The organism is Demequina sp. NBRC 110056 (assembly GCF_002090155.1).
GTDB lineage: Bacteria > Actinomycetota > Actinomycetes > Actinomycetales > Demequinaceae > Demequina.
Map to the genome: position 1 here is coordinate 1 of NZ_BBRM01000002.1, position 21,113 is coordinate 21,113.

Consider the following 21,113-nt stretch of genomic DNA (forward strand, 5'->3'; position numbering starts at 1 on the left):
GTGAGGTTGTGAACGCGGTCGGCGGGCGTTGATCCGTCGAGTGCGGTGTGGGCGCGATGGTGATTGTAGTGATGGAGCCAGTCGTCGTAGGTGGCTGCGCGGGCGGCGTCTGAGCGGTAGGTCTGGGCGTAGGCCCATTCGGCGGCAAGGGTCCGGTTGAACCGTTCGACCTTGCCGTTGGTTTGCGGCCGGTAGGGCCGAATGCGGACATGGGTGATGTTGTCACCGAGGGCTTGAGCAAACACTCTCGAGCGGTAGCACGAGCCGTTGTCTGTCATCACGGCGGTGACGGTGATGCCATGGTCGGCGAAGAACGCGTTCGCTCGATGCCAGAACGCGGCCGCGGTCTCCTTGCGTTCGTCGGCGAGCTGTTCGGAGTAGACCAACCGGCTGCAGTCATCAACGGCGTGGTGGAGGTAGGCGTAGCCGATGCCGCGTTTGCCACTGTTGTGCCGGCCGGTCTTCTTGCCGACCTTGCGCCAGCCTCCACCGTCGGGGATCCGACCGAGCTTCTTGATGTCGACATGCACGAGTTCGCCCGGGGTGTCCTTGACGTAGTGGACGGGCTTGGGCTTGCGCACCGCCAGCCCGGTGGCCTGGTCCAGGTGATGCAGCAGCGGCATCCGATAGCGGGCCAGCACCCGCCCCACGGTCGAGCGGGGGATCCCCAGGTGATAGCTGATGCGGTGGGGACCCCAACGGCGGTTGAACCGCAGTGCAATGATGCGTCGCTCGCGCCTGAGCGACAACCGGCCCGGACAATGGCCGGGCCGCGACGACCGGTCAATCAGTGCCAGCCCGGCACGATACCTGCCAGCCCACCGCGACGCGGTGGCCGGTGACACCTGGAACCGTTCAGCCGCTCGCCGCACCGTCCAATGGTCATCAACGATCAGTGAAGCAAGCCTGCGACGCCCCTCGGGCGTCAAGGGAGCGTTAGCGTGGGTCACGAAGGCCTCCGTGGAACGAAGTGAGTGTGGTAACCCACATCGTCCCGGAGGTCTTCGCTTACTTCACGCGTTCACAACCTCCCAGGGAAGAACAGCTAAGGCGGGAAAGAGGTGGCGACCTGCGTGCGTGCTGTGCCTCGCGGGGAAGTGCAGGCGACCTGCGCGAGTGCACCTTCGCGCGGGGGTGTTTGGGCGACCTGCGCGCGCGAACCTCCGCGCCGGTAGGTGCTCGTGGCCCTCGAGCGCGCACTCGCAGCGCTCGAGGGCGGCGCGGGGAGCCTCACGGGCTCACGCGTAGACTCGGGACCATGACCGACACCGTCCACGCCACCGATGTCGAGGCCGCCGTCCTCGAGGCCTGCCGCCGCGCCAAGGTCGCCTCGCGCGCGCTCGCGACCGCGACCCGAGCCACCAAGGATCAGGCGCTGCACGCGATGGCGGACGCGCTGGTCGCCCAGTCCGACCGCATCGTCGCCGCGAACGCCGCGGACCTCGAGCGCGGACGAGCGAACGACATGTCGCCCGGGCTGCTGGACCGGCTCGAGCTGACCGCCGAGCGCATCGGCGCCATCGCCGACGCGCTGCGCTTCCTCGCGACGCTGCCCGACCCCGTGGGCGAGGTGCGACGGGGATCGACGCTGCCCAACGGACTGCGCCTGGTGCAGAAGGCGACCCCGATGGGCGTCGTCGGCATGATCTACGAGGCACGCCCGAATGTCACGGTCGACGCTGCTGGTCTCGCGCTGAAGTCCGGGAACGCCGCGGTGCTGCGCGGCGGCTCCGCGGCGGCGAGCTCGAACGAGGTGATCGTCGCCGTCCTGCAGGATGCCCTCGAGACCGCGGGCCTGCCGCGCGATGTGGTGCAGTCGATCGACGCCTACGGCCGCGAAGGCGCCCGCGTGCTGATGAACGCGCGCGGGCTCGTGGACGTGCTCGTCCCTCGCGGTGGCCGTGAGCTGATCCAGGCGGTCGTGCGCGACTCGACGGTGCCCGCGATCGAGACGGGGGAGGGCAACTGCCACGTCTACCTCGACGCCTCCGCACCCGTCGAGCGGTCCGTCGAGATCGTCATGAACTCCAAGACGCAGCGCGTCGGGGTGTGCAACGCGGCCGAGACGCTGCTCGTGCACCGCGACGCGGCGGCGACGGTGCTGCCCGCGGTGCTCGCCGCCCTGAGCGGGGCCGGCGTGACCTTGCACGCCGATGCGCGCGCATCGGCCCTCGCTCCGGAAGGCTCGACGACGGTCCAGGCGACTGAGGAGGACTGGGCGACCGAGTACCTCAGCCTCGACCTGGCGGTGCGCGTCGTCGACTCGCTCGACGAGGCGATCGAGCACATCCAGCGCTACAGCACGGGCCACACCGAGGCGATCGTCACCGAGTCGCTCGCAGCCGCGGACGAGTTCGTCGCGCGCCTCGACACCGCCGCGGTGCTCGTGAACGCCTCGACGCGCTTCACGGACGGCGCTCAGTTCGGGCTGGGCGCGGAGATCGGCATCTCTACCCAGAAGTTGCACGCGCGCGGCCCGATGGGGCTGGGTGAGCTGACCACCACCAAGTGGATCGCCTACGGCGACGGCCACGTCCGCGACTGACGCGCCCCCGAGCGTGGAATAATCGTCAACCAAGTCCGAGGAGAGGATCCCGCGTGATCACCGAAGCCGCTGAGACCACGACCCACGTGGTCAACGAGCTGCCCATCCCCGCCGAGGCCTTCGGCCTGCTGGCCTTCACCGGCCTCATGGCGCTGCTGTTCGTCACCTACGCGTTCCGGAGCATCGGCAGCCGCCACTGACGTGAGCGCACCGCTGTCGCGGATCGGCGTGCTCGGTGGCACGTTCGACCCGGTCCACCACGGCCACCTCGCGGCCGCGTCGGAGGTGTGCGCGGCCCTCGGTCTCGACCAGGTGCTGCTCGCGCCCACGAACGTGCAGCCCTTCAAGGACGGCTTCGACTCCGCGCCCGCGGAGCATCGCCTCGAGATGTGCCGCCTGGCGGTCGCCGGGGACGAGCGGCTCGCGGTGACGCCGGTCGACGTCGAACGTGGCGGCATCACCTACACCGTGGACACCCTGACCGATCTCCGTGGTCAGCTGCCGGGCGCCGAGCTGTACTTCATCACAGGCGCCGATGCGCTCGCGAGGCTTCCCGAGTGGAAGGACTCCGAGCGGCTCACCGAGCTCGCCCGGTTCGTGGGAGTGACTCGGCCGGGCCACGCGTTACCCCAGTTGGATACCGCACACGCGTTGGTGGAAGTTCCCGCCATGGCGGTATCCTCAACCGATGTCCGCCGCCGGGTGAGGGCCGGAGCGCCTGTCCGCTACCTGGTACCTCGCGCCGTCGCCGACTACATCGCGCAGCACGATCTCTACGCCGGAGGATGGGATGACTGACGAGAGCCAGCCGCTCTCGCGCCGGGAGCGCCGCGTTCGCGCCGAGCGCGACGCCAGCCGCCAGGCCGAGGACACGGCCTCTCTCGACCTCGGGCCGATCTCGGACTCGATCCCGACCATCGGGCCCGACGGTCGCGCCCTCAGCCGCCGCGAGCGGCGCCGCATCGAGCGGTCCGAGCGGCCCATGGAGACGTGGACCGCCGAGGAGGAGATGCTCGCCACCGGGCAGATCCCCGCGATGACCCCCGCTCGGATCGCCGAGCAGGAGCAGATCGCTCGCGAGAAGGCCGAAGAGGCGCAGCGGGACGCGATGAGCGCGAGCCAGCAGCTCCCGACCGTCGCCGAGGAGCCCGCAGGGGCCGATGCGCCCGCGACGGCCGCTGAGGACGCCGGGGTGGTCGAGCCGCAGGACGAGCCGTCCGCGCCGAGCGTGCCGCAGCGTGCCTCGCTCATTCCCGGTGCCGCGACCGCGAAGCCGGAGGCCGACGCGCCCGAGGCGGACACTGCGTTCGAGCCCGAGCCCGAGCCCGAGCCCGAGCCCGGCCCTGCCGAAGGTCTCGATGTCAGCGCGGACAGCGCCCAGGAGACCACAGACGTCTCAGAGGACGCTCCCGAGACTGACGGCTTCGGCCCGGCCGATGCGGTCGACGCGCCTGCGGAGCCGGCAGCGCCCGCGACGCAGGGATGGGCGCCGATCTTCGCTCCGGGCGTCGGCGCGGCTGCGGGAGCCGCAGCGAGCGCGCCTGCGGATGCTGCGGAGGCCCAGCCGAGCCCGGTGGTCGAGTCCGCCGCAGACGTCGACGAGCAGGTTGAAGCCGCAGCAGACGCCGCTGATGCCACGCCCGTCGCCGTCGCCGAGCCGGACGTCGCGCAGATCGACGTCGTCGAGGCTGACGCCGCCGAGGACGAGCAGGCGACCGAGCCCGAGCCGGCGGCCGACGCGCAGGCCGACGACGACACTGATGTGACCGACGCTGAGCCGGCCGCCGCTGAGCCTGAGGCATCCGACCAGCCCTCGCCGATGGGCATGCCGCCTGGCATGTCGCCCGAGATGTTCGCCGCGCTGTTCCCCCCGGGTTCTCTGCAGCGCCGCCTCATGGAGCAGCAGAACGCTGCCGCGCAGGAGGCGGAGGCCGCGGCGACCGACGAGGACGTCGACGACGACGAGATCCGTCGCCTGAGCCAGGAGGCGGCCGCGGGCATCGACTCGGTGGCAGCCGCGCCCTCCACCCCGGAGGCCGAGGCCGAGGCCGCACCTCAGCCCGACCAGGAGCCCGAGCCCGAGCCGCCCGCCTCGCCCTGGGACCAGGTCTCGGCGCCGAGCGTGCCGCTGCCCGAGGCGCCCCCGGCGCCCGAGCAGTCCGAGCCGTCCGCCACCTCGGTGGAGCGTCCCTCGGTGTGGGCCTCCCAGCCGTGGGACCGCGCGCCCTCGGCCGCCAGCGCTACCGAGGCCCCCGGATCGGCCCCGTCGTCCGACGCTGGCAGCGCCCCGAGTGCTCCGTCGGCATCCCCGATGACGTGGCGCACCGCACCCAGCGCGACCTCGGCTGGTGCCGATCCTGCGCCGTTCAGCGGACCGATCCAGCTCGACGCGGCGGACTTCCACGAGCGTGCCGCTGCGCGCCAGCCTTCGTTCGACGCGATCCTCGGCACCGCGGACCACGAGCAGACTGCTCTGCTGGACGAGGCATCCCTCGAGAGCGTCGACTCGACCGGCATCGACTTCGACGCCGTCGACCAGACCTCGGAGCCCGCCGCCGAGGCAGCGTCCTCCGCCGCGACGACCGCCACCGGGGGCGCCGACTGGAGCGCGCTGCCGCTCAGCCAGGTCGACCACGCCGCGCGTGAGCTCCCCGAGGTGGCGCCGCAGGACGACATCGAGCACCCCGACCTCAGCTCCGTCGGCCGGCACACCTTCTCGCCGCAGAACGTCGAGCCGGTGCCCACGGGCCAGATCGAGGTGCCCCCGCGAGAGAAGCCGGAGCTCAATCCGGCCGGTGGAGCCAAGCACTTCCGCTGGGTCCACGTCATGGTGATCGGCGCCGTCGCCTTCCTCATCGGCGTCGTCGTGTGGAACGTCTGGCAGGGATCATGAGCGCATCAGAGCACGCCGTCGAGCTGACGAGGGTCGCGGCCCGCGCCGCCGATGACAAGAAGGCCACCGAGCCCGTGGCCCTCGACGTGAGCGCCCGCATGCCGCTCGCGGATGTCTTCCTGGTCCTGTCGGGCTCGAACGAGCGACAGGTCGTCGCGATCGCGGAGGCCGTCGAGGAGGCCCTGCACGAGCAGGGAGCCAAGGCGCTGCGCCGCGAGGGCGTCCGCGAGGGACGCTGGGCGCTGCTCGACTTCAACGACGTCATCGTTCACGTCATGCACCAGGAGGATCGGGCCTACTACGAGCTCGAGCGCCTGTGGAAGGATTGCCCCGTCGTCGCTCTCGACTAGGAGGTCCCCATGCGCGTCTTCGTGGTCCGCCACGGTCAGACCACGTGGAACGTGGAAGGCCTCCTCCAAGGGTCCTCGGACGTCCCCCTGACGGCGCTCGGCCACTCCCAGGCCGTCGCGAGCGCGAAGGTCCTCGGCCGCATCGTCGGCCCGGGCGCGACGATCGCCTCCTCGCCGCTCACGCGCGCTCTGCACACCGCGGAGGCCATCGGCCAGGTGCTCGGAGTCGCGCCGGTGCCGGACGACCGGCTGCGGGAGCGCGCGTACGGGGTGTGGGAGGGGATCACGCCCGAGGCGCGCCTCGCGGGGTGGCCCGACGAGGTGCGCGAGTGGCGCGCGCATGGCAACCCGCACCTCGAGGGCTTCGAGCAGCACGACAGCGTCCGCGCCCGCATGGTCGAGGCGATCGAGGAGTGGGCCGATGCCGCCACGGGCCCCCTGGTCATCGTCACGCACGGCAGCTCCGGCCGCGTGGGGCTCCAGGGGCTGCTCGGGCTGTCCCTTGAGCACCGCACGCTCGGCAACCTCGGCAACGCCGCCTGGTCGCGGCTCGCGCGGCGCGGGCGCGGGGAGTGGACCTTGGAGCGTCACAACGTGACGCCGGACCTGGTGGGCACGGCCGCATGAGCGCCATGCTGCTGTGGCGCCACGCCCACACCGAGTACAACGCCGACGGGCGCCTCCAGGGGTCCCTCGACGTCCCGCTGGGGGAGGAGGGGCGTTCGCAGGCCGAGCGCGCCGCCCGCAGGATCGTCGCGCGTCACGGTGATCAGCTGCGCATCGTCTCGTCGCCGCTGTCTCGCGCCGTGGACACGGCGGACGAGCTCGCGACGCTCGTGGGCACGGACGTCACCGTCGACCCAGGCCTCACGCAGCGTCCCTACGGCGTCTGGGAGGGCCTCACCTGGGCCGACGTGCAGGCGCGCTGGCCCGACGAGTTCGCGGTCCGCCGGCAGGGCCTCGACCCCGACATCCCCGGCTGGGGTCGATCGGCCGACGTCGCCGCCCGGGTCGGTGCTTCGCTGTGCGCTCACTGGGACGACGAGGCGGTGACGGTGATCGTCAGCCACGGCAGCGCCATCCAGCTGGGCCTGCTCGACGTCCTCGGGCTCGACCCGCTGTCGCGCACGTTCGGGTCGCTCGCGCACGCGGCCTGGCACGAGGTGCGTCAGGTGGACTCGAAAGCCTGGCACGTCGACGCCTTCGGGCTCGGGGCGGATTAGCGTGACGGGGCCCGAGTGGGTTATGCTGTCAGTCGCTCTTCGGAGCACCGATGCTCGTCAGAGCATGGGGCTGTGGCGCAGCTGGTAGCGCACCTGCATGGCATGCAGGGGGTCAGGGGTTCGAGTCCCCTCAGCTCCACGATGTGTTGAGACAGCATCACGAAAGCCGCTCCTGAGGGGGCGGCTTTCGGCCTTTCCGGGCGTCGTTCGCGTCGGGTCGCAGAGGCCCTGCCCCGAGCGTTGAGGAGTTCCTGTGTCCGGTCGGCGTCGCTGGTTCGCCCTCATCACCGTGTCGGTCGCGGTCTCGCTCATCATCGTGGACTCGACCATCGTCAACGTCGCGATCCCGTCGATCGTCGACGACCTGGGCATCAACTCGACCCAGGTGCAGTGGGTGCAGGAGTCCTACACCCTCGTCTTCGCGTCGCTCCTGCTCGTCTTCGGCGTCCTCGCCGACCGCGTGGGCAGGCGCCGCATCATGCTCATCGGCGTCGTCATCTTCGCGGTGGCCTCCGTCCTCGCGGCGCTGTCCCCGAACGGCGGCATGCTGATCCTCGCGCGCCTGCTCCAGGGACTCGGCGGCGCGATGATCCTGCCGACCACGCTGTCGATCATCAACGCGACGTTCCGCGGTCGCGAGCGGGGAATCGCGTTCGCCGTCTGGGGATCGACCATCGGCGGCATGGCCGCCATCGGTCCACTGCTGGGCGGATGGCTCACGACGGACTTCTCGTGGCGGTGGGCGTTCGGCATCAACCCGCCCATCGCGGTGGCGATCCTCATCGCCGGCCTGCTGGTGATCGACGAGTCCCGCGCCGAGCACCGCCGCGGCACCGACCCCGTCGCCGCCGTGCTGTCCGTGATCACGTTCGGCGGCATCGTGTTCGGGCTCATCGAGGGGCGGTCGCTCGGCTGGTGGGCGACCCTCGATGATGCGGCGTCATGGTGGCCGTTGCCCATCTCGCCGGTGCCGGTCGCCATCGCCGTCGGTGTGGGCGCCGGCGCGTGGTTCATCCGTCGCAGCCTCGTGCGGGCGCGTCGCCAGCGCCCCACCCTGATCCCGCTCGACCTGTTCACCATCGCGTCCTTCCGCAACGGCAACGTCGCCGCCCTCGTCGTGTCTCTGGGGGAGTTCGGGCTGCTGCTGTCCCTGCCGATCTGGCTCCAGAACGTGCTCGGCTATGACGCGCTCGCGACGGGGTGGATCCTCGTCGGGCTCGCCGCCGGATCCTTCGTCGCGAGCGGCGCCGCGCACGCGCTGACGACCCGCTGGGGAGCGATCACCGTGGTCCGCATCGGCATCGCGGCGGAGATCGTCGGCGTGGTGGGCATCGGCGTCGTCGCGCGGCCCGACTCGACGTGGCCGTCGATCGTCGCGCTGCTGGTCGTGTACGGCTTCGGTGTGGGCCTGGCTACCGCGCAGCTGACCGGGGTGGTGCTTGCCGAGGTGCCCGTCCAGGAGTCGGGCGCTGCGTCCGGGACGCAGAGCACGGCGCGCCAGGTGGGCTCGGCGCTCGGCATCGCGATCCTCGGCACGGTCCTGTTCGTGTCGACCGCGCAGGTGCTCGACTCGCGGCTGGAGACGCAGGGCGTCCCCGCAGAGCAACGTGACCAGGTGGTGACGGCGGTCGTGGACTCCGCCGGGGGAGCGATCGCCGGACTCGACGGCGATCCCGCCACGGCAGAGGCGGCCGACGCCGCGCGTGAGGCGCTCACGGACGGGACACGCTTCGCGGCGTGGACGGCCGGCGGCTTCCTGATGCTCGGCCTCGCCGCCACTCTCACCCTGCGCCGCCGGGAAACCGCGACGACCGCAACGACCGGACGACCTGACGACGTCACGACCTGACGACGGAGGGCCGATGCGGTCGCGACGACCGCATCGGCCCTCCTTCTCAGTGGGGGTGGGGCGTGGCAGCGCTCACGGCGCGGCGAGCGCCGCCACCTCGTCGGGGGTGAGCACCGCGGTGGAGATGAGGAGCTCGTCGACGTCGCCTTGGAACGGGGCGTCCCAGTAGTTCACGCCCAGCGCGAAGGTGGCCGCCGGGCTCGTGAGGACGTCGGGGAACCCGGTGCCGCTGTGGACGGCTGCTCCGTCGAGGTACAGCGTCACGTCGCCCTCGTCGACCGTGAATGCCACGTGGGTCCATTCGTCGAGCGGCAGGGTGGTCCCGGAGAGGCCGTCGTACCAGTGGCTGCCGGTCGCCCACAGCATCGTGTCGCCGTTCCAGCCGCGCGGCACCACGCTGAGCCAGGTGTTCGCGTCGGACGCCGCGAAGAACGCCGTCGTGAACTGCGTGATCGCCGAGGGGCGCAGCCACATGCTCACCGAGTACGTGTCGCCCTGGACGAGGCCGTTGGGCAGTCGGATGCCCGAGGCGCCGTCGAGCCGGACGGCAGAGCCCACTGCGCCGTCGGGGACGTAGGAGACGGCCCCGCCCGTGGTGTCGGCACGGTTGCCCGTGACGGTGGGCGTCGCGAGCGCGCCCGCGTCGTCCGCGAGCGTGTCCTCGAACGACCACGAGCCGACGAGGCCACCGATCGGCCGCGCGACGACCGTCACCTCGAAAGCGACCTGCTCGGAACGCTTGCCGTTCGCGACGGTCGCGGTCAGGGTGACCGTCGCATCGGCCTCGCCGGCGATCGGACGGGTGACCGACCCGTCGGTCGCGAGCACCGACGGGTCGCTCGACTCCCACGCGATCGTCGTGCCCGAGGTGCCGGTCGTCGGCAGCGCGAGGTTCGCGGTGACCGACGAGGTGTCCCCAAGGTCGAGCTCGTCCACGACGGCCTCGACGGCCTTCTTCGGCGCCAGCACGTCGACGGCACGTCCCCACAGGGTGACCCCGCCGTCCGACACGACCGAGAGCGTGGCGGTCCAGTCCTGCGTCTGCTCGTCCCAGCCGCGGGAGATGACCCCCTCGTAGGTGACGCCGTCGATCCTCAGCTCGACCGCATCGGCCCCGCGCAGGCGCCACGTGCCTGAGACCTCGCCGATGACCTTGCCGAGCGCCGTGAGGCGCACGTCCACGGGCAGCGCGGGCTCGGCGGTGATGTCCTTGCCGAGGTCGACCAGCTGCCAGTCGCCGATCATCTGCGTCAGGCGCGCGCGCAGCTCGCCCTCGCCCGCGTAGCGCGTGGGAAGGACGACAGGCCAGCCGTCGCGTGTCATCTCCATCCGGTGGACGCGCACCTCGTGCATCTCGCCCGTGCCGGGGAATCGCGAGTGCAGCACCATGAAGGACTGCCCGGTGTCGGGGTCGTCGTACCAGGAGGTGTGGCCGGGGGAGACGTAGCCGGTGCCGGCGCCGGACCCGGGGTCGCCGAGCTCGCGGGGGAACTGGTAGCCGCCCATGAGCTTGACGCCGTACGGCTGGATCGAGGCGTCGTCGAAGATCGTGCCGGGCGCGCCCTTCACGTCGGCCATGTCGTTGCCCTCGGCGTCGAGGTACGGCCCCTCGGGGCTCGTCGCCCGCGCGACGCGGACGTCGTAGCCGCCGTTCGCGTCGAGCCCCCCGAAGGACAGGAACAGGTAGTAGTAGCCGGTCTCCTCGTCGTACCGGATCGAGGGCGCCTCGATGCGCGAGTGGTTGCCGCCGACGAGGTGGGTGCCGTAGCCCTGGCCGGGCAGCGGCTCACCCGTGGCCTCGTCCATCTCGAGGATGAAGATGCCGCCCGAGTAGGAGCCGTAGACCATCCAGAGGTCGCCCTCGGCGTCGTAGAACGCGTCGGGGTCGACGGCGTTCGGGTGGACGGTCGCGTCGTAGATCTCGCCAGGGTTCTCGGACTCCTCGTCCCACATGCCGGACTTAAGCAGGATGCCCTGGTCCTCGTACGGGCCGTCGACGTCAGCGGAGGTCGCGAGGCCGAGCGCGCTGCGCGGAGAGTCGCCCTTGCAGGCGTTGTAGTACATCGCGAACTGGCCGTTCGGCAGCTGGACCACGTCGGCGGCCCACAGCGTGGAGGTCTGTGCCCACGCGAACGTCTCCGCGAGCTCGGTGTAGATGTCCTCGAACAGCGGGTTGTCGGACTGCTGGGAGAGGTCGACCGAGTGCTGGGTCCAGCTCACGAGGTCCTCGGTGTGTGCTGAGGCGCCGTGCGAGCCGAACACCCACACGTCGTCGCCGTCGGCCACCACAGAGGGGTCGTGCACCGTCACGTCCTCGAAGGTGGGGTCTGCGGGGGTGCGGTAGGGGTCGAGCCAGCGGCTGATCGCGTCCTTGGCTCGGGAATCGCGGGAGTCGTCGCCTGCCTGGGCGGCGGTCGCGCCGGTGATGCCGGCGGTGAGGGCGAGCGCTGCGACCGCTGAGGCGGCGGTGACGCGGCGCGTGCGCGGCGAGAGGGGTGCCACGGAAATCTCCTGTTCGTCGTTGGACAGAGATGAGGACGAGGTGAACGTTCACCTGAGTTCCTCGCGAGCGACTGTACAACGATGTAAACGGCATGCGCAACAGAGGACGCAAGAGCAGTCGCGTGCGACTCGAGCCACGGCGTACCGTGGCGGGCATGAGCACGCGCGACGTCCCCGCCCAGGTGGGCGACCTGCCGCCCATCGGACGCCCGGCGAACAGTGCGCTCATGGCGCTGGGCGTGACGACGCTCGAGGGCGTCGCGTCCCTCGGCAGGACGCGTCTGCTCGCTCTGCATGGCGTCGGGCCCAAGGCCGTGCGCCTCCTCGAGGAGGAGTGCGAGCGCCGGGGCGTCGCCTTCCGGGAGTGACGACTGAGGAGGGCCGATGCGCGAGCCGGCCCGCGCATCGGCCCTCCTCGGCGTGTGGTCAGGCCTCGGGGATCTCGCGCGCCCAGTCGGTGCGGTTCACCGTGGACGGGTCCGGGCCGCCGCGCGTGCCCGTGTCGAGAGCGTCGATGGCCTCGAGCTCGCGCTCCGACAGCTCGAATCCGAAGACGGCGATGTTCTCCGCGATGCGCGCGGGCGTCACGGACTTGGGGATCACCTGGCGCCCCTGCTGCACGTGCCAGCGCAGCATGACCTGGGCCGGCGTCGCGTCGTGGGCGCGGGCGATCTCGCCGATGGTCGCGTCGTCGAGGGTGCTGCGGCCCTTGTCGCCCCAGCCGGGGTAGAAGGTGATGCCGCCAAGCGGCGACCACGCCTGCGACACGATGCCCAGGGCGTCGTGCTTGGACAGCAGCTCGGTGTTGCGGAAGTAGGGGTGGATCTCGACCTGGTTGACGGCGGGGACGACGTCGCGAAGGTCGAGCAGGCGGTCGAGGTGGTGCGGGAGGAAGTTGGAGACTCCGATCGCCCGGACCTTGCCGTCCGCGAGCAGCGTCTCAAGGGCGCGGTAGGCCTCGAGAGCGATGGACTCCTCGTCGCCGTTGAGCGGCTGATGCAGGATCAGCAGGTCGAGTTGGTCCACTCCGAGCTTGCCGGCTGCCTTGTCGAACGCGTGGAGGGTCGCGTCGTAGCCGTAGTCGGTGATCCACACCTTGGTCTCGAGGAACACGTCCTCGCGCGCGACGCCGGAGCGGCGCAGGCCCTCGCCCACGCCTGCCTCGTTCGCGTAGGCCGCGGCCGTGTCGATCATGCGGTAGCCGGCATCGAGCGCGGTGTGCACCGCGGTCGCCGTCTCGTCGGGCGGGGTCTGGAAGACGCCGTAGCCCACGGAGGGCATGGTGACGCCGTTGTTCAGGGTGATGGTGGTGGTCATGCAAGCACCGTAGGCACGGCTCGCCCGCCGGAGACAGGTAGCGCTGGTACCTGTCTCACGCGGAACTCCCGCGGCGGCTGTGCGGTTGACACGATGGCGAGGTACCGAACCCCGATCTCCGAGGAGACGCAGTGAAGAGCACCATCATGTACAAGGCAGGAGATGTCCGCATCGAGGACCGTCCCGCCCCGCGCGTCGAGCTGCCCACGGACGCGATCATCCGCACCGTGCGCGCCTGCATCTGCGGGTCGGACCTGCACCCGTATCACGGGCTGCCCGAGATCGATGGCGGCAACCCCATGGGCCACGAGGCCATCGGCGTGGTCGAGGAGGTGGGCGCGGATGTCGCCCGAGTCAAGCCGGGCGACTTCGTCATCGTTCCCTTCGCCTTCTCCGACAACACCTGCGCGATCTGCCTCGACGGGTTCCAGACCGCGTGCCCGCACGGTGGGTTCTACGGCAACGTGGGTGACCGCAGCGCCCTGCAAGGCGAGTACTCGCTCATTCCTCAGGCGGACGGCTCTCTGGTGAAGGTCCCGGACGTGAACCCCGCGGACGCCTCCGATGAGCTGTTGGCCTCTCTGCTGACCCTGTCCGACGTGTACCTCACGGGATACCACGCGGCCTTCATGGCTGACGTGAAGCCCGGCCAGTCGGTGACCGTGGTCGGTGACGGCGCGGTCGGCCTCGGCGCCGTCCTCGCCGCGAAGCAGATGGGTGCCGAGCAGATCGTCCTCATGGGCCGCCACCAGTCGCGCACCGACCTGGGGCGGGAGTTCGGCGCCACCGACGTGGTCGCCGAGCGCGGCGACGAGGGCATCGCCAAGGTCCTCGAGCTCACCGGTGGGCTCGGCTCGCACGCCGTGCTCGAGGCGGTGGGCCACATGCCCGCGTACGAGCAGTCCTATGGCGTCGTGCGTCCCGGCGGAGTCATCTCGCGTGTGGGCGTGCCGCAGTACGAGAACGCTCCTGTCGGCTTCCGATCCCTGTTCGGCAAGAACGCGCGACTCGCGGGTGGCCCGGCACCGGTGCGCGCGTACCTCGAGGGCGCGATCGAGCAGGTGCTCTCGGGTGAGATCAACCCCGGCAAGGTGTTCGACCTGACGGTGGGCTTCGACGGCGTCCCGGACGGATACAAGGCCATGGACGACCGCGAGGCGCTCAAGGTGATGATCGACCCGAGCCTGTGACAGGCGCCGCCGCAGCTCGCCGGGAGGCGACCGCCACGCGGCGGGTCGAAGAGAGGAGAACCACATGGCACAGGAGTTGAAGCGCGGTGACACGGTTCTGGCCGTCGGCGCCACAGGCTCGATCGGACGCCTCGTCGTGGACGAGCTTCTCGTGCGCGGCTACACCGTTCGCGCGCTCGTGCGGGACGCGGCGCGAGCGCGCGCGACGCTTCCCGAAGCGGTCGACCTCGTCAAGGGCGACCTCGCCGCCGGCGCTGGTCTCGCCGACGCGGTGGCCGGAGTCGACGGCATCGTCCTCACTCACGGGGGCGACGGCCGTACCGTCGACTACGAGGGGGTGAGGAACCTCCTCGAGGCGCTCGGCGGGAGCCGGCCGCGCATCGTCCTGATGACGTCGATGACCACGTCGCGCGGCTCGGATGCCTTCGGAGGCGTGCTGCACTGGAAGCGGCGAGCCGAGCGGCTGGTGCGCGCCCACGGAGCCGAGTGGACCATCGTGCGGCCGGGCTGGTTCGACAACGAGGCTCCCGGCGACACCGGGGTGGTGCTCGAGCAGGGCGACGCGACGGCCTTCAGCGAGCACCGCGGAGTGGCGCGGACCCAGATCGCCGCGACGCTCGTCGCGGCACTCGAGCAGGAGGCCGCAACGCGCGTGACCCTTGAGCTCTTCGCGGCTCCTGGAGACATGCCAGCCGACTGGGCGGCCGCGTTCGGCCGCCTCGACAAGGACGACATCGACGCGAACGCTGGTGCTCACGACGCCGGCATCGTGCTCGCGGACGAGCCAGCCGAGGTGCTGGCAGACATCACGCGGCTGCGCGCTTAACCACATCGAGCCGCGCACACGAGCTCGCCGGGAGGCGACCTCTGTGCAGGCTCACCACACGGATCGACCGCAGGAGGCATCATGCACACCAGGACCCTGGGCCAGGGGCTCGAGGTCTCGGCCATCGGGCTCGGAGCCATGGGCATGTCCATGAGCTACGGCCCCAACCCCGGCGACCGGGACGACATGATCGGCGTGCTGCGCCACGCGATCGATCACGGCACGACGTTCATCGACACCGCGGAGGTCTACGGGCCGTTCGTCAACGAGGAGCTCGTGGGCGAGGCCATCGCGCCGGTCCGCGAGCAGGTGGTGCTCGCGACCAAGTTCGGCTTCGACGTGAGCAGCGGTTCGATGGGCGGCACCGACTCGCGCCCGGCAACCATTCGTGCCGCGGTGGAGGGCTCGCTGCGCCGCTTGAAGGTCGACGCGATCGACCTGCTCTATCAGCACCGCGTCGACCCCGACGTGCCCATCGAGGACGTCGCCGGCACCGTCGGCGAGCTCATCGCAGAGGGCAAGGCGAGGCACTTCGGTCTGTCCGAGCCGGGCGTGGCGACGCTGCGTCGGGCCCACGGCGTCACGCCGGTGACGGCGGTCCAGAACGAGTACTCCCTCTGGACCCGCGACCCCGAGGCGGAGATCCTGCCCGCCTGCCGCGAGCTGGGGATCGGCCTCGTGCCGTTCAGCCCGCTCGGCAAGGGTTTCTTCACCGGCACGGTCAAGCCCGGCGACACCTTCGGCTCGGGCGAGATCCGTGCGAACGTGCCGCGCTTCAGCGAGGCGAACCTGGCAGCGAACTACGGCCTCGTCGAGCACGTGACGGCGCTCGCGGAGTCCAAGGGCGGCACCCCCGCCCAGGTCGCCCTGGCCTGGCTGCTCGCCCAGGACGCGCGCATCGTCCCCATCCCGGGCACCCGCAAGCGCGAGCGGATCGACGAGAACGCGGGCGCCACGGCGCTCGCCCTCAGCGCGGACGAGGTCGCCGACCTCGACGGGATCGTCGACCGCCTGGGCGTCGCGGGCGACCGCTACAACGAGACGCTGATGAGATCGGTGGGCCGCGACGCGGCCGAGAGGAGCACGTCATGAGCACTGAACGCCAGCAGCAGGGGCCGACCGTGAAGGGTCCGGCCGAGTGGTTCACCGGGGACGTGTACTTCAACGCGTACTACGCGGGCCAGGAGCCCTCGCGCGCGAGGCTCAACCTGGTGCGCTTCACGCCCGGCGCGCACACCGCCTGGCACCGCCACGCGGTAGGGCAGACGCTCCATGTGACCGAGGGGCTCGGCTACGTCCAGTCCCGCGGCGAGGAGCTCATCGTCCTGCAACCCGGCGACACCGTGCACACACCCGCAGGGGAGTGGCACTGGCACGGCGCGACTGCCGACCAGTTCATGTGCCACCTCGCACTGTGGGAGGGCAATGGGCCCGACGACGACGAGCCGGAGACCGAATGGGGCGAGCTGCTGACCGATGACGAGTATCCGTCCGGGCCTACGGTGGAGTCATGAGCCCGCGCAATGCCGATGAGGTCAAGGCCTTCCTGTCGTCCCGCCGCGAACGGGTGACGCCGGACGAGGCGGGTTTGCCCGCGTACGGCTCGCGTCGGCGTGTGAAGGGCCTGCGTCGCGAGGAGGTGGCGATGCTCGCGGGCGTCTCGGTCGACTACTACGTGCGCCTAGAGCGCGGCAACCTCTCGGGCGCCTCGGACAGCGTGCTCGACGCGCTCGCGACCGCGCTGAGGCTCAACGAGGCGGAGCGGGAGCACCTGTTCGACCTCGCCCGGGCCGCGGGCCCCGCCCGCGCATCGGCACGCCGCGCGCCCGCGTCAGTGCCGTGGTCCGTCCGGAGCCTGCTCGACGGCATGACCGCGGTCCCCGCGTGGGTGCGCAACGATCGCCACGACATCGTGGCCGCGAACCTGCTGGGCCGCGCGCTCTACTCGCCGGTGTTCGACGGCTCGGACGTGAGACCCGTCAACACCACGCGCTTCACGTTCCTCGATCCCGCCGCGCGGGAGTTCTGGCGCGACTACGACCAGATCGCGCACGACGGCGTCGCGATGCTGCAGATGGAGGCGGGCCGCCATCCTCACGACAAGGCCCTCACGGCCCTCGTGGGCGAGCTGTCGATGCGCTCCGAGACCTTCCGCCAGTACTGGGCGACGCGCGACGTGAGCCTGCACCGCAGCGGGCTCAAGCGCCTGCGCCACCCCGTGGTCGGCGACCTCGACCTGACCTACGAGTCGCTGCCGCTCGCCAGCTCGCCTGGGCTCACGCTCAACGTGTACGTGGCACCCGCGGGCTCGCCGACGTTCGACGCGCTCGCGATGCTCGGGTCCTGGGCGGCGACGCAGGAGGCGGACTTCCTCGAGCTCGACGCGCCCGTGCTGGGGGTCAGCACGGACGCGTGACCGCGGAGCGCCGATGCGCGCTCAGGCGCCGCGCCCGCCTCACCGCGGGTGCGGCGAGGCGGTGTCGCCAGCTTGTGTCGTCAGGTCGTGTCGTCAGGTCGTGTCGGTAGGCGGCGTCGTCAGGCCGCGACGGAGCGTCCCTCGCGGGACCGGGATACGAGGGCGACGAGCTCCGCGTCGCCGACGTTCGCGCCGAAGGCCGGGGTGCCCGGCTGTAGGTGCCGTCCCGATCGCAGGCCGCCGATGTGCACGGGGTCGAAGCCGAGGGCGTCGACGACGCGCGCCACGGTCGCAGCCGCGCCGTCGTCGTCCGACGCGATGGCGATCGCGCGGCGGCCCTGCGCTCCGGCGGGCAGGCCGCCCTCATCGAGGTCGTGGTAGCCCATGTGGTTGAAGGCCTTGACGAGTCGGGCGCCCACGAGGTGGCGCGCGACGATCTCGGAGGACGTCGTGCGCTCGTCCGTGAGGTCGTCGCGCTCGCCGTCGACCTCCCACCAGTAGTTCATCGCATCGACCACGACCGTGTCGCGGAAGGCCTCCGCGGGAAGCTCGAGGTGCCGGCCGAGCGGCAGCGCCAGGATGACGAGGTCGGCGTCGCGGGCGACATCCTCGCCCGTCGCCACGCGCGCCCCGGGGGCCAGGACGTCGACGGTGAGAGCGATGCGCTGCGGGTCGCCCGAGCCGGCGACGACGACGTCGTAGCCCGCGGCGACGGCGATACGCGCGAGCACGGTGCCCAGCTTGCCGGCGCCGAGGATGCCGACGGTCCGCACGGTCTGCGGGGTCATCGCGCGCCTCCGTCCGCGAGGATGTCCTTGACTCGGGGGATCACCTCGGTGCCGAACAGCTCGACGGCGCGCATGCGCGCGCTCGCGGGCATGGCCCCGCCTCCGGTGTAGACCAGGTCGAAGCGCCCGGCGTCGACGGCCGTGATCCCGGCGGCCATCTTGGCCGCGACGGTCTCGGGCGAGCCGACGTACAGCGACCCGTGGTCGATCTCGCCGTCGTAGTCGGCGCGAGACATGGGAGGCCACCCGCGCTCCGCTCCGATCCGGTCGCGCATCGCCTTGTAGCCGGGGAAGTAGACCTCCCGGGCCTCCTCGTCGGTCGGGGCGATGAAGCCGTGGCTGTGCATGCCGACGGGGTGGGCCGTGGTGCCGAGCTGCTCGGTCGCGCGGCGGTAGAGGTCGACGTAGGGGGCGAAGCGCTCGGGTGCACCGCCGATGATCGCGAGCATGAGGCGGAAGCCGTAGTGCGCGGTGCGGATCACCGACTGCGGCGAGCCGCCCACGCCCACCCAGGTCGTGAGGGAGCCCGAGTCGGTCTTGGGGTAGACGTCCGCGTTGGTGAGCGGCGCTCGGGTCGTGCCCTCCCACGTGACGGGCTGCTCGGTCAGCAGGCGAGAGAACAGCTCGATCTTCTCCTCGAACAGCACCTCGTAGTCGGCGAGGTCGAAGCCGAACAGGGGGAAGGACTCGGTGAACGAGCCGCGGCCGAGGATCACCTCGGCGCGCCCGCCGCTGACCGCGTCGAGGGTCGAGAAGCGCTGGAAGACGCGCACGGGGTCGTCGGAGCTGAGCACGGTGACGGCGGACCCGAGGGTCACGTGCTCGGTGCGCGAGGCGATCGCCGCAAGGACCATCTCGGGGGAGGAGATGGCGAAGTCCGCGCGGTGGTGCTCGCCGAGCGCGACCGCGTCGATGCCGATCTGGTCGGCCAGCGCTGCCTCGTCGACCACCTGACGCAGCGAGGCGGCGTGCGACATCGGCTCGCCCGAGTCGTGCAACGGCAGGTCGCCGAACGTCTCGATGCCGAACGTCACGTCTGTCATGGGGTGCTCCTTCGTAGGCTCCAATTCATTGAAGCGTCAACGAAGTAGCGTACGGGATGCCGTGAGTATTCCCGCGCGGGACCGGCGACTCAGGCGGCGAGCGCCGCGCGCACGTCGTCCGCGATGTCCGCGGGCTCGGTGTTGGAGCCGTAGCGCCGGATCACGCGACCGTCGCGGCCCACGAGGAACTTGGTGAAGTTCCACTTCACCGCCTTGCCCAGCGGCGTGGGCGCCTCCTTCTTGAGCCACGAGAACAACGGGTGCGCGTGCTTGCCGTTGACGTCCACCTTCGCGAACATCGGGAACGTCACGCCGTAGTTGGCCTGGCAGAAGTCGCCGATGTCCTCCGCGTCCGCGAGCTCCTGCTTGAACTGGTTCGAGGGGAAGCCCAGCACCACGAAGCCGTCCTCCTTGAACTGCCCGTAGAGCGCCTCGAGCCCCTCGAACTGGGGCGTGAAGCCGCACTTGGACGCCGTGTTCACCACGAGGGCCACCTGACCCGCGTAGGCGGACAACTCGCGCTCCTCGCCCTGGAGGGTGGCCGCGGTGAAGTCGGAGATCGTCGTCATCCCTCCATCCTGACACGGTCGACGTGTGGTGCACCATGGGCTCATGGCGCGCGTGGTGGTGATCGGGGCGACGGGCTCCGTCGGGCGCGTCGTCGTGCCCGCGCTCACCGCGGCCGGCCACCACGTGGTCGCGTACGTGCGCGACCCGGCCCGCGCATCGGCGCTGCTGGGGGAGGTGACGGTCGCCGTGGGCGACCTCGACGACCAGCCGGCGCTGGCCGCGGCCGTGGGTGGGGCCGATGCGGTGGTCATGGTCCACGGCGCGGCGGGCTCCACCCCTCCCGAGGAGGTCGACTACGGGGCCGTGCCCGCGGTGCTGCGGGCCGTCGGCGCTGCGCGACCGCACGTGGTGCTCATGACCTCGATGGCGGTGACCCATGCGTCCGGCAGCTGGCGGGAGGCGATGCACTGGAAGCGACGGGGGGAGCGCCTGCTGCGCGCGAGCGGCCTGCCCGCGACGGTGATTCGGCCCGGGTGGTTCGACCTCGAGCCCGAGGGGCACCGCGCTGTCGCGCTCGAGCAGGGTGACCGCACGCCGGTGGACTCGCGCCGGCCCGTGGCGCGGGCGCAGATCGCCGATGCGGTGGTGGCGTCGCTCGCCTGTCCCGCCGTCGTCGGGGTCACCTTCGAGCTGTTCGCCGCGCCCGGCGAGCCCGAGCGCGACTGGTGCGCGCGCCTCGCGGGCCTGGTGCGCGACGAGCCCGGGTCGCTCGACGCCGCTCTCGACCCGCGAGAGCCCGCCCTGGCCGACGAGCCTGCCCGGCTGCGCCGCGACATGGAGGATCTCAGGCGACGCCGGGGTTAGGCTCGCTCTCATGCGTTTCGCGGCGATCGGTGACAGCTTCACGGAGGGTGTTGGCGACGACCTGCCCGACGGCTCCGTGCGCGGATGGGCGGACCTGGTGGCCGCCGGCCTGGCGGCAGGGCTCGACGAGCCCGTCGACTATGTCAACCTCGCCATCCGCGGCCGACTCATCGAGCCGATCGTCCGCGACCAGCTCGAGGCAGCGCTGGCGTTGGACCCGCTGCCTACGCTCATCAGCTTCAACGGCGGCGGCAACGACATGATGCGGCCAGGCTTCGACCTCGACCGCATCGTCGGGCTGATCGAGCACGCGATCGACCGGTGCGCCGAGTCTGGCGTCGGGTTGCTGCTGCTGTCGGGCGGCGACCCCACCATGCGCTTGCCACGAGGGGCGATGATGTCCGAGCGCGGGAGGATCTACCTCGACGCCATGGACGGCGTGTTCGAGCGTCGCCCCGGACAGCTGTTCGTCGACAACTGGTCGGATCAGGAGCTGCGTCGGGCGCCGTACTGGTCGGCCGATCGGCTGCACCTCGGGCCGCTGGGTCACGAGCGGGTCGCGGCACGCGTGCTCACCGCGCTCGGCGTGGAGACGGCGCTGCCGACGTCCTCGGACACGAGCCCCGAGGCGCGCGGCGCGCTCGTCGAGGCGCGCTACTACGGCCGCTACGTCCTGCCCTGGATCGGGCGGCGCCTGACGCGCCGCTCGTCCGGCGACGGCCGCACGGCCAAGCACCCGGACTGGGTGCGCATCGACCCGACCGCCGTGCACGAGGCTGCCGACTCGGCTCGCTAGC

Annotated in this window: 22 protein-coding genes and 1 tRNA gene; 17 read left to right on the plus strand and 6 right to left on the minus strand. The window is 71.3% G+C overall.

What is annotated here, in order from left to right; all coding sequences use genetic code 11:
- Window positions 1-950 (minus strand): IS481 family transposase (locus B7K25_RS00010; RefSeq protein ID WP_084104460.1); only part of this gene is annotated, 950 nt, incomplete at its 3' end.
- Window positions 951-1,258: 308 nt separating this feature from the next.
- Here B7K25_RS00010 and B7K25_RS00015 point away from each other — a divergent pair.
- The 9 genes from B7K25_RS00015 to B7K25_RS00050 all read left to right on the plus strand — a co-directional run bounded on the left by B7K25_RS00015 (window position 1,259) and on the right by B7K25_RS00050 (window position 8,860).
- On the plus strand, window positions 1,259-2,545 hold the full coding sequence (locus B7K25_RS00015; protein WP_084103187.1) for a glutamate-5-semialdehyde dehydrogenase: 1,287 nt from the start codon (window positions 1,259-1,261) through the stop codon (window positions 2,543-2,545).
- Window positions 2,546-2,598: 53 nt separating this feature from the next.
- Entirely contained in the window at window positions 2,599-2,745 is a 147-nt protein-coding gene (locus B7K25_RS13810) for a hypothetical protein (RefSeq protein ID WP_200807811.1), read from the plus strand.
- Between the two features lies 1 nt (window position 2,746).
- A complete protein-coding gene (gene nadD / locus B7K25_RS00020; RefSeq protein WP_084103188.1) occupies window positions 2,747-3,343 on the plus strand; it encodes a nicotinate-nucleotide adenylyltransferase in 597 nt (198 codons plus the stop codon).
- A complete protein-coding gene (locus B7K25_RS00025; RefSeq protein WP_084103189.1) occupies window positions 3,336-5,438 on the plus strand; it encodes a hypothetical protein in 2,103 nt (700 codons plus the stop codon). The genes nadD and B7K25_RS00025 overlap by 8 nt, the downstream gene beginning before the upstream one ends.
- Window positions 5,435-5,788 (plus strand): ribosome silencing factor, encoded by a 354-nt coding sequence (rsfS, locus tag B7K25_RS00030; RefSeq protein WP_084103190.1) that lies wholly within the window; start codon window positions 5,435-5,437, stop codon window positions 5,786-5,788. The genes B7K25_RS00025 and rsfS overlap by 4 nt, the downstream gene beginning before the upstream one ends.
- A gap of 9 nt (window positions 5,789-5,797) precedes the next feature.
- Window positions 5,798-6,415: a histidine phosphatase family protein gene (locus B7K25_RS00035; protein ID WP_084103191.1), complete on the plus strand. Its 618-nt coding sequence runs from the start codon at window positions 5,798-5,800 to the stop codon at window positions 6,413-6,415.
- Complete coding sequence (locus B7K25_RS00040) at window positions 6,412-7,011, plus strand: histidine phosphatase family protein (protein ID WP_084103192.1); 600 nt, start codon at window positions 6,412-6,414, stop codon at window positions 7,009-7,011. The genes B7K25_RS00035 and B7K25_RS00040 overlap by 4 nt, the downstream gene beginning before the upstream one ends.
- A gap of 66 nt (window positions 7,012-7,077) precedes the next feature.
- Window positions 7,078-7,150, plus strand: a tRNA-Ala gene (locus B7K25_RS00045).
- A gap of 114 nt (window positions 7,151-7,264) precedes the next feature.
- Entirely contained in the window at window positions 7,265-8,860 is a 1,596-nt protein-coding gene (locus tag B7K25_RS00050) for an MFS transporter (RefSeq protein WP_084103193.1), read from the plus strand.
- A gap of 72 nt (window positions 8,861-8,932) precedes the next feature.
- Here the strand turns inward: B7K25_RS00050 and B7K25_RS00055 are convergent, their stop codons facing one another.
- Window positions 8,933-11,362: a LamG-like jellyroll fold domain-containing protein gene (locus tag B7K25_RS00055; protein WP_234988002.1), complete on the minus strand. Its 2,430-nt coding sequence runs from the start codon at window positions 11,360-11,362 to the stop codon at window positions 8,933-8,935.
- A gap of 155 nt (window positions 11,363-11,517) precedes the next feature.
- Between B7K25_RS00055 and B7K25_RS00060 the strand changes: the two genes are divergently transcribed.
- Window positions 11,518-11,730: a hypothetical protein gene (locus B7K25_RS00060; protein ID WP_084103194.1), complete on the plus strand. Its 213-nt coding sequence runs from the start codon at window positions 11,518-11,520 to the stop codon at window positions 11,728-11,730.
- A 58-nt stretch (window positions 11,731-11,788) separates the two neighbouring features.
- Here the strand turns inward: B7K25_RS00060 and B7K25_RS00065 are convergent, their stop codons facing one another.
- Window positions 11,789-12,679 (minus strand): aldo/keto reductase, encoded by an 891-nt coding sequence (locus B7K25_RS00065; RefSeq protein ID WP_084103195.1) that lies wholly within the window; start codon window positions 12,677-12,679, stop codon window positions 11,789-11,791.
- Window positions 12,680-12,810: 131 nt separating this feature from the next.
- Between B7K25_RS00065 and B7K25_RS00070 the strand changes: the two genes are divergently transcribed.
- The 5 genes from B7K25_RS00070 to B7K25_RS00090 all read left to right on the plus strand — a co-directional run bounded on the left by B7K25_RS00070 (window position 12,811) and on the right by B7K25_RS00090 (window position 17,111).
- Window positions 12,811-13,869, plus strand: coding sequence for a zinc-dependent alcohol dehydrogenase family protein (locus tag B7K25_RS00070; RefSeq protein ID WP_200807812.1), 1,059 nt, complete (start codon window positions 12,811-12,813; stop codon window positions 13,867-13,869).
- Between the two features lie 64 nt (window positions 13,870-13,933).
- Window positions 13,934-14,695 carry an NAD(P)H-binding protein gene (locus B7K25_RS00075; RefSeq protein WP_084103196.1) on the plus strand — a complete coding sequence of 254 codons (762 nt, stop codon included), beginning with the start codon at window positions 13,934-13,936 and terminating at the stop codon, window positions 14,693-14,695.
- Window positions 14,696-14,776: 81 nt separating this feature from the next.
- Window positions 14,777-15,787 carry an aldo/keto reductase gene (locus B7K25_RS00080; protein ID WP_084103197.1) on the plus strand — a complete coding sequence of 337 codons (1,011 nt, stop codon included), beginning with the start codon at window positions 14,777-14,779 and terminating at the stop codon, window positions 15,785-15,787.
- Window positions 15,784-16,209 (plus strand): cupin domain-containing protein, encoded by a 426-nt coding sequence (locus B7K25_RS00085; protein WP_084103198.1) that lies wholly within the window; start codon window positions 15,784-15,786, stop codon window positions 16,207-16,209. Before B7K25_RS00080 ends, B7K25_RS00085 begins: the two co-directional genes overlap by 4 nt.
- Entirely contained in the window at window positions 16,206-17,111 is a 906-nt protein-coding gene (locus B7K25_RS00090) for a helix-turn-helix transcriptional regulator (RefSeq protein ID WP_084103199.1), read from the plus strand. Before B7K25_RS00085 ends, B7K25_RS00090 begins: the two co-directional genes overlap by 4 nt.
- Window positions 17,112-17,230: 119 nt before the next feature.
- Here the strand turns inward: B7K25_RS00090 and B7K25_RS00095 are convergent, their stop codons facing one another.
- The 3 genes from B7K25_RS00095 to B7K25_RS00105 form a co-directional block, all read right to left on the minus strand.
- On the minus strand, window positions 17,231-17,899 hold the full coding sequence (locus tag B7K25_RS00095) for an NADPH-dependent F420 reductase (RefSeq protein WP_084103200.1): 669 nt from the start codon (window positions 17,897-17,899) through the stop codon (window positions 17,231-17,233).
- The gene (locus B7K25_RS00100) at window positions 17,896-18,942 is read right to left on the minus strand and encodes an LLM class flavin-dependent oxidoreductase (RefSeq protein WP_084103201.1); all 1,047 of its coding nucleotides are present in this window, start codon (window positions 18,940-18,942) and stop codon (window positions 17,896-17,898) included. Before B7K25_RS00100 ends, B7K25_RS00095 begins: the two co-directional genes overlap by 4 nt.
- Before the next feature lie 89 nt (window positions 18,943-19,031).
- The gene (locus B7K25_RS00105) at window positions 19,032-19,511 is read right to left on the minus strand and encodes a glutathione peroxidase (RefSeq protein WP_084103202.1); all 480 of its coding nucleotides are present in this window, start codon (window positions 19,509-19,511) and stop codon (window positions 19,032-19,034) included.
- 43 nt (window positions 19,512-19,554) lie between these two features.
- Between B7K25_RS00105 and B7K25_RS00110 the strand changes: the two genes are divergently transcribed.
- Together B7K25_RS00110 and B7K25_RS00115 are read left to right on the plus strand one after the other, a co-directional pair.
- Window positions 19,555-20,316, plus strand: a complete 762-nt coding sequence (locus B7K25_RS00110; protein ID WP_084103203.1) for an NAD(P)H-binding protein — start codon at window positions 19,555-19,557, stop codon at window positions 20,314-20,316.
- Between the two features lie 10 nt (window positions 20,317-20,326).
- The gene (locus B7K25_RS00115) at window positions 20,327-21,112 is read left to right on the plus strand and encodes an SGNH/GDSL hydrolase family protein (protein WP_084103204.1); all 786 of its coding nucleotides are present in this window, start codon (window positions 20,327-20,329) and stop codon (window positions 21,110-21,112) included.
- Window position 21,113: the final 1 nt, after the last annotated feature.

What these genes read in the sequence shown, in the direction of transcription:
- B7K25_RS00015 (WP_084103187.1), top strand. Translation starts at nt 1,259, where the DNA reads ATGACCGACACCGTCCACGCCACCGATGTCGAGGCCGCCGTCCTCGAG.
- B7K25_RS00025 (WP_084103189.1), top strand. Translation starts at nt 3,336, where the DNA reads ATGACTGACGAGAGCCAGCCGCTCTCGCGCCGGGAGCGCCGCGTTCGC.
- rsfS (WP_084103190.1), top strand. Translation starts at nt 5,435, where the DNA reads ATGAGCGCATCAGAGCACGCCGTCGAGCTGACGAGGGTCGCGGCCCGC.
- B7K25_RS00035 (WP_084103191.1), top strand. Translation starts at nt 5,798, where the DNA reads ATGCGCGTCTTCGTGGTCCGCCACGGTCAGACCACGTGGAACGTGGAA.
- B7K25_RS00040 (WP_084103192.1), top strand. Translation starts at nt 6,412, where the DNA reads ATGAGCGCCATGCTGCTGTGGCGCCACGCCCACACCGAGTACAACGCC.
- B7K25_RS00060 (WP_084103194.1), top strand. Translation starts at nt 11,518, where the DNA reads ATGAGCACGCGCGACGTCCCCGCCCAGGTGGGCGACCTGCCGCCCATC.
- B7K25_RS00065 (WP_084103195.1), bottom strand. Translation starts at nt 12,679, where the DNA reads ATGACCACCACCATCACCCTGAACAACGGCGTCACCATGCCCTCCGTG.
- B7K25_RS00075 (WP_084103196.1), top strand. Translation starts at nt 13,934, where the DNA reads ATGGCACAGGAGTTGAAGCGCGGTGACACGGTTCTGGCCGTCGGCGCC.
- B7K25_RS00080 (WP_084103197.1), top strand. Translation starts at nt 14,777, where the DNA reads ATGCACACCAGGACCCTGGGCCAGGGGCTCGAGGTCTCGGCCATCGGG.
- B7K25_RS00085 (WP_084103198.1), top strand. Translation starts at nt 15,784, where the DNA reads ATGAGCACTGAACGCCAGCAGCAGGGGCCGACCGTGAAGGGTCCGGCC.
- B7K25_RS00090 (WP_084103199.1), top strand. Translation starts at nt 16,206, where the DNA reads ATGAGCCCGCGCAATGCCGATGAGGTCAAGGCCTTCCTGTCGTCCCGC.
- B7K25_RS00095 (WP_084103200.1), bottom strand. Translation starts at nt 17,899, where the DNA reads ATGACCCCGCAGACCGTGCGGACCGTCGGCATCCTCGGCGCCGGCAAG.
- B7K25_RS00100 (WP_084103201.1), bottom strand. Translation starts at nt 18,942, where the DNA reads ATGACAGACGTGACGTTCGGCATCGAGACGTTCGGCGACCTGCCGTTG.
- B7K25_RS00105 (WP_084103202.1), bottom strand. Translation starts at nt 19,511, where the DNA reads ATGACGACGATCTCCGACTTCACCGCGGCCACCCTCCAGGGCGAGGAG.
- B7K25_RS00110 (WP_084103203.1), top strand. Translation starts at nt 19,555, where the DNA reads ATGGCGCGCGTGGTGGTGATCGGGGCGACGGGCTCCGTCGGGCGCGTC.
- B7K25_RS00115 (WP_084103204.1), top strand. Translation starts at nt 20,327, where the DNA reads ATGCGTTTCGCGGCGATCGGTGACAGCTTCACGGAGGGTGTTGGCGAC.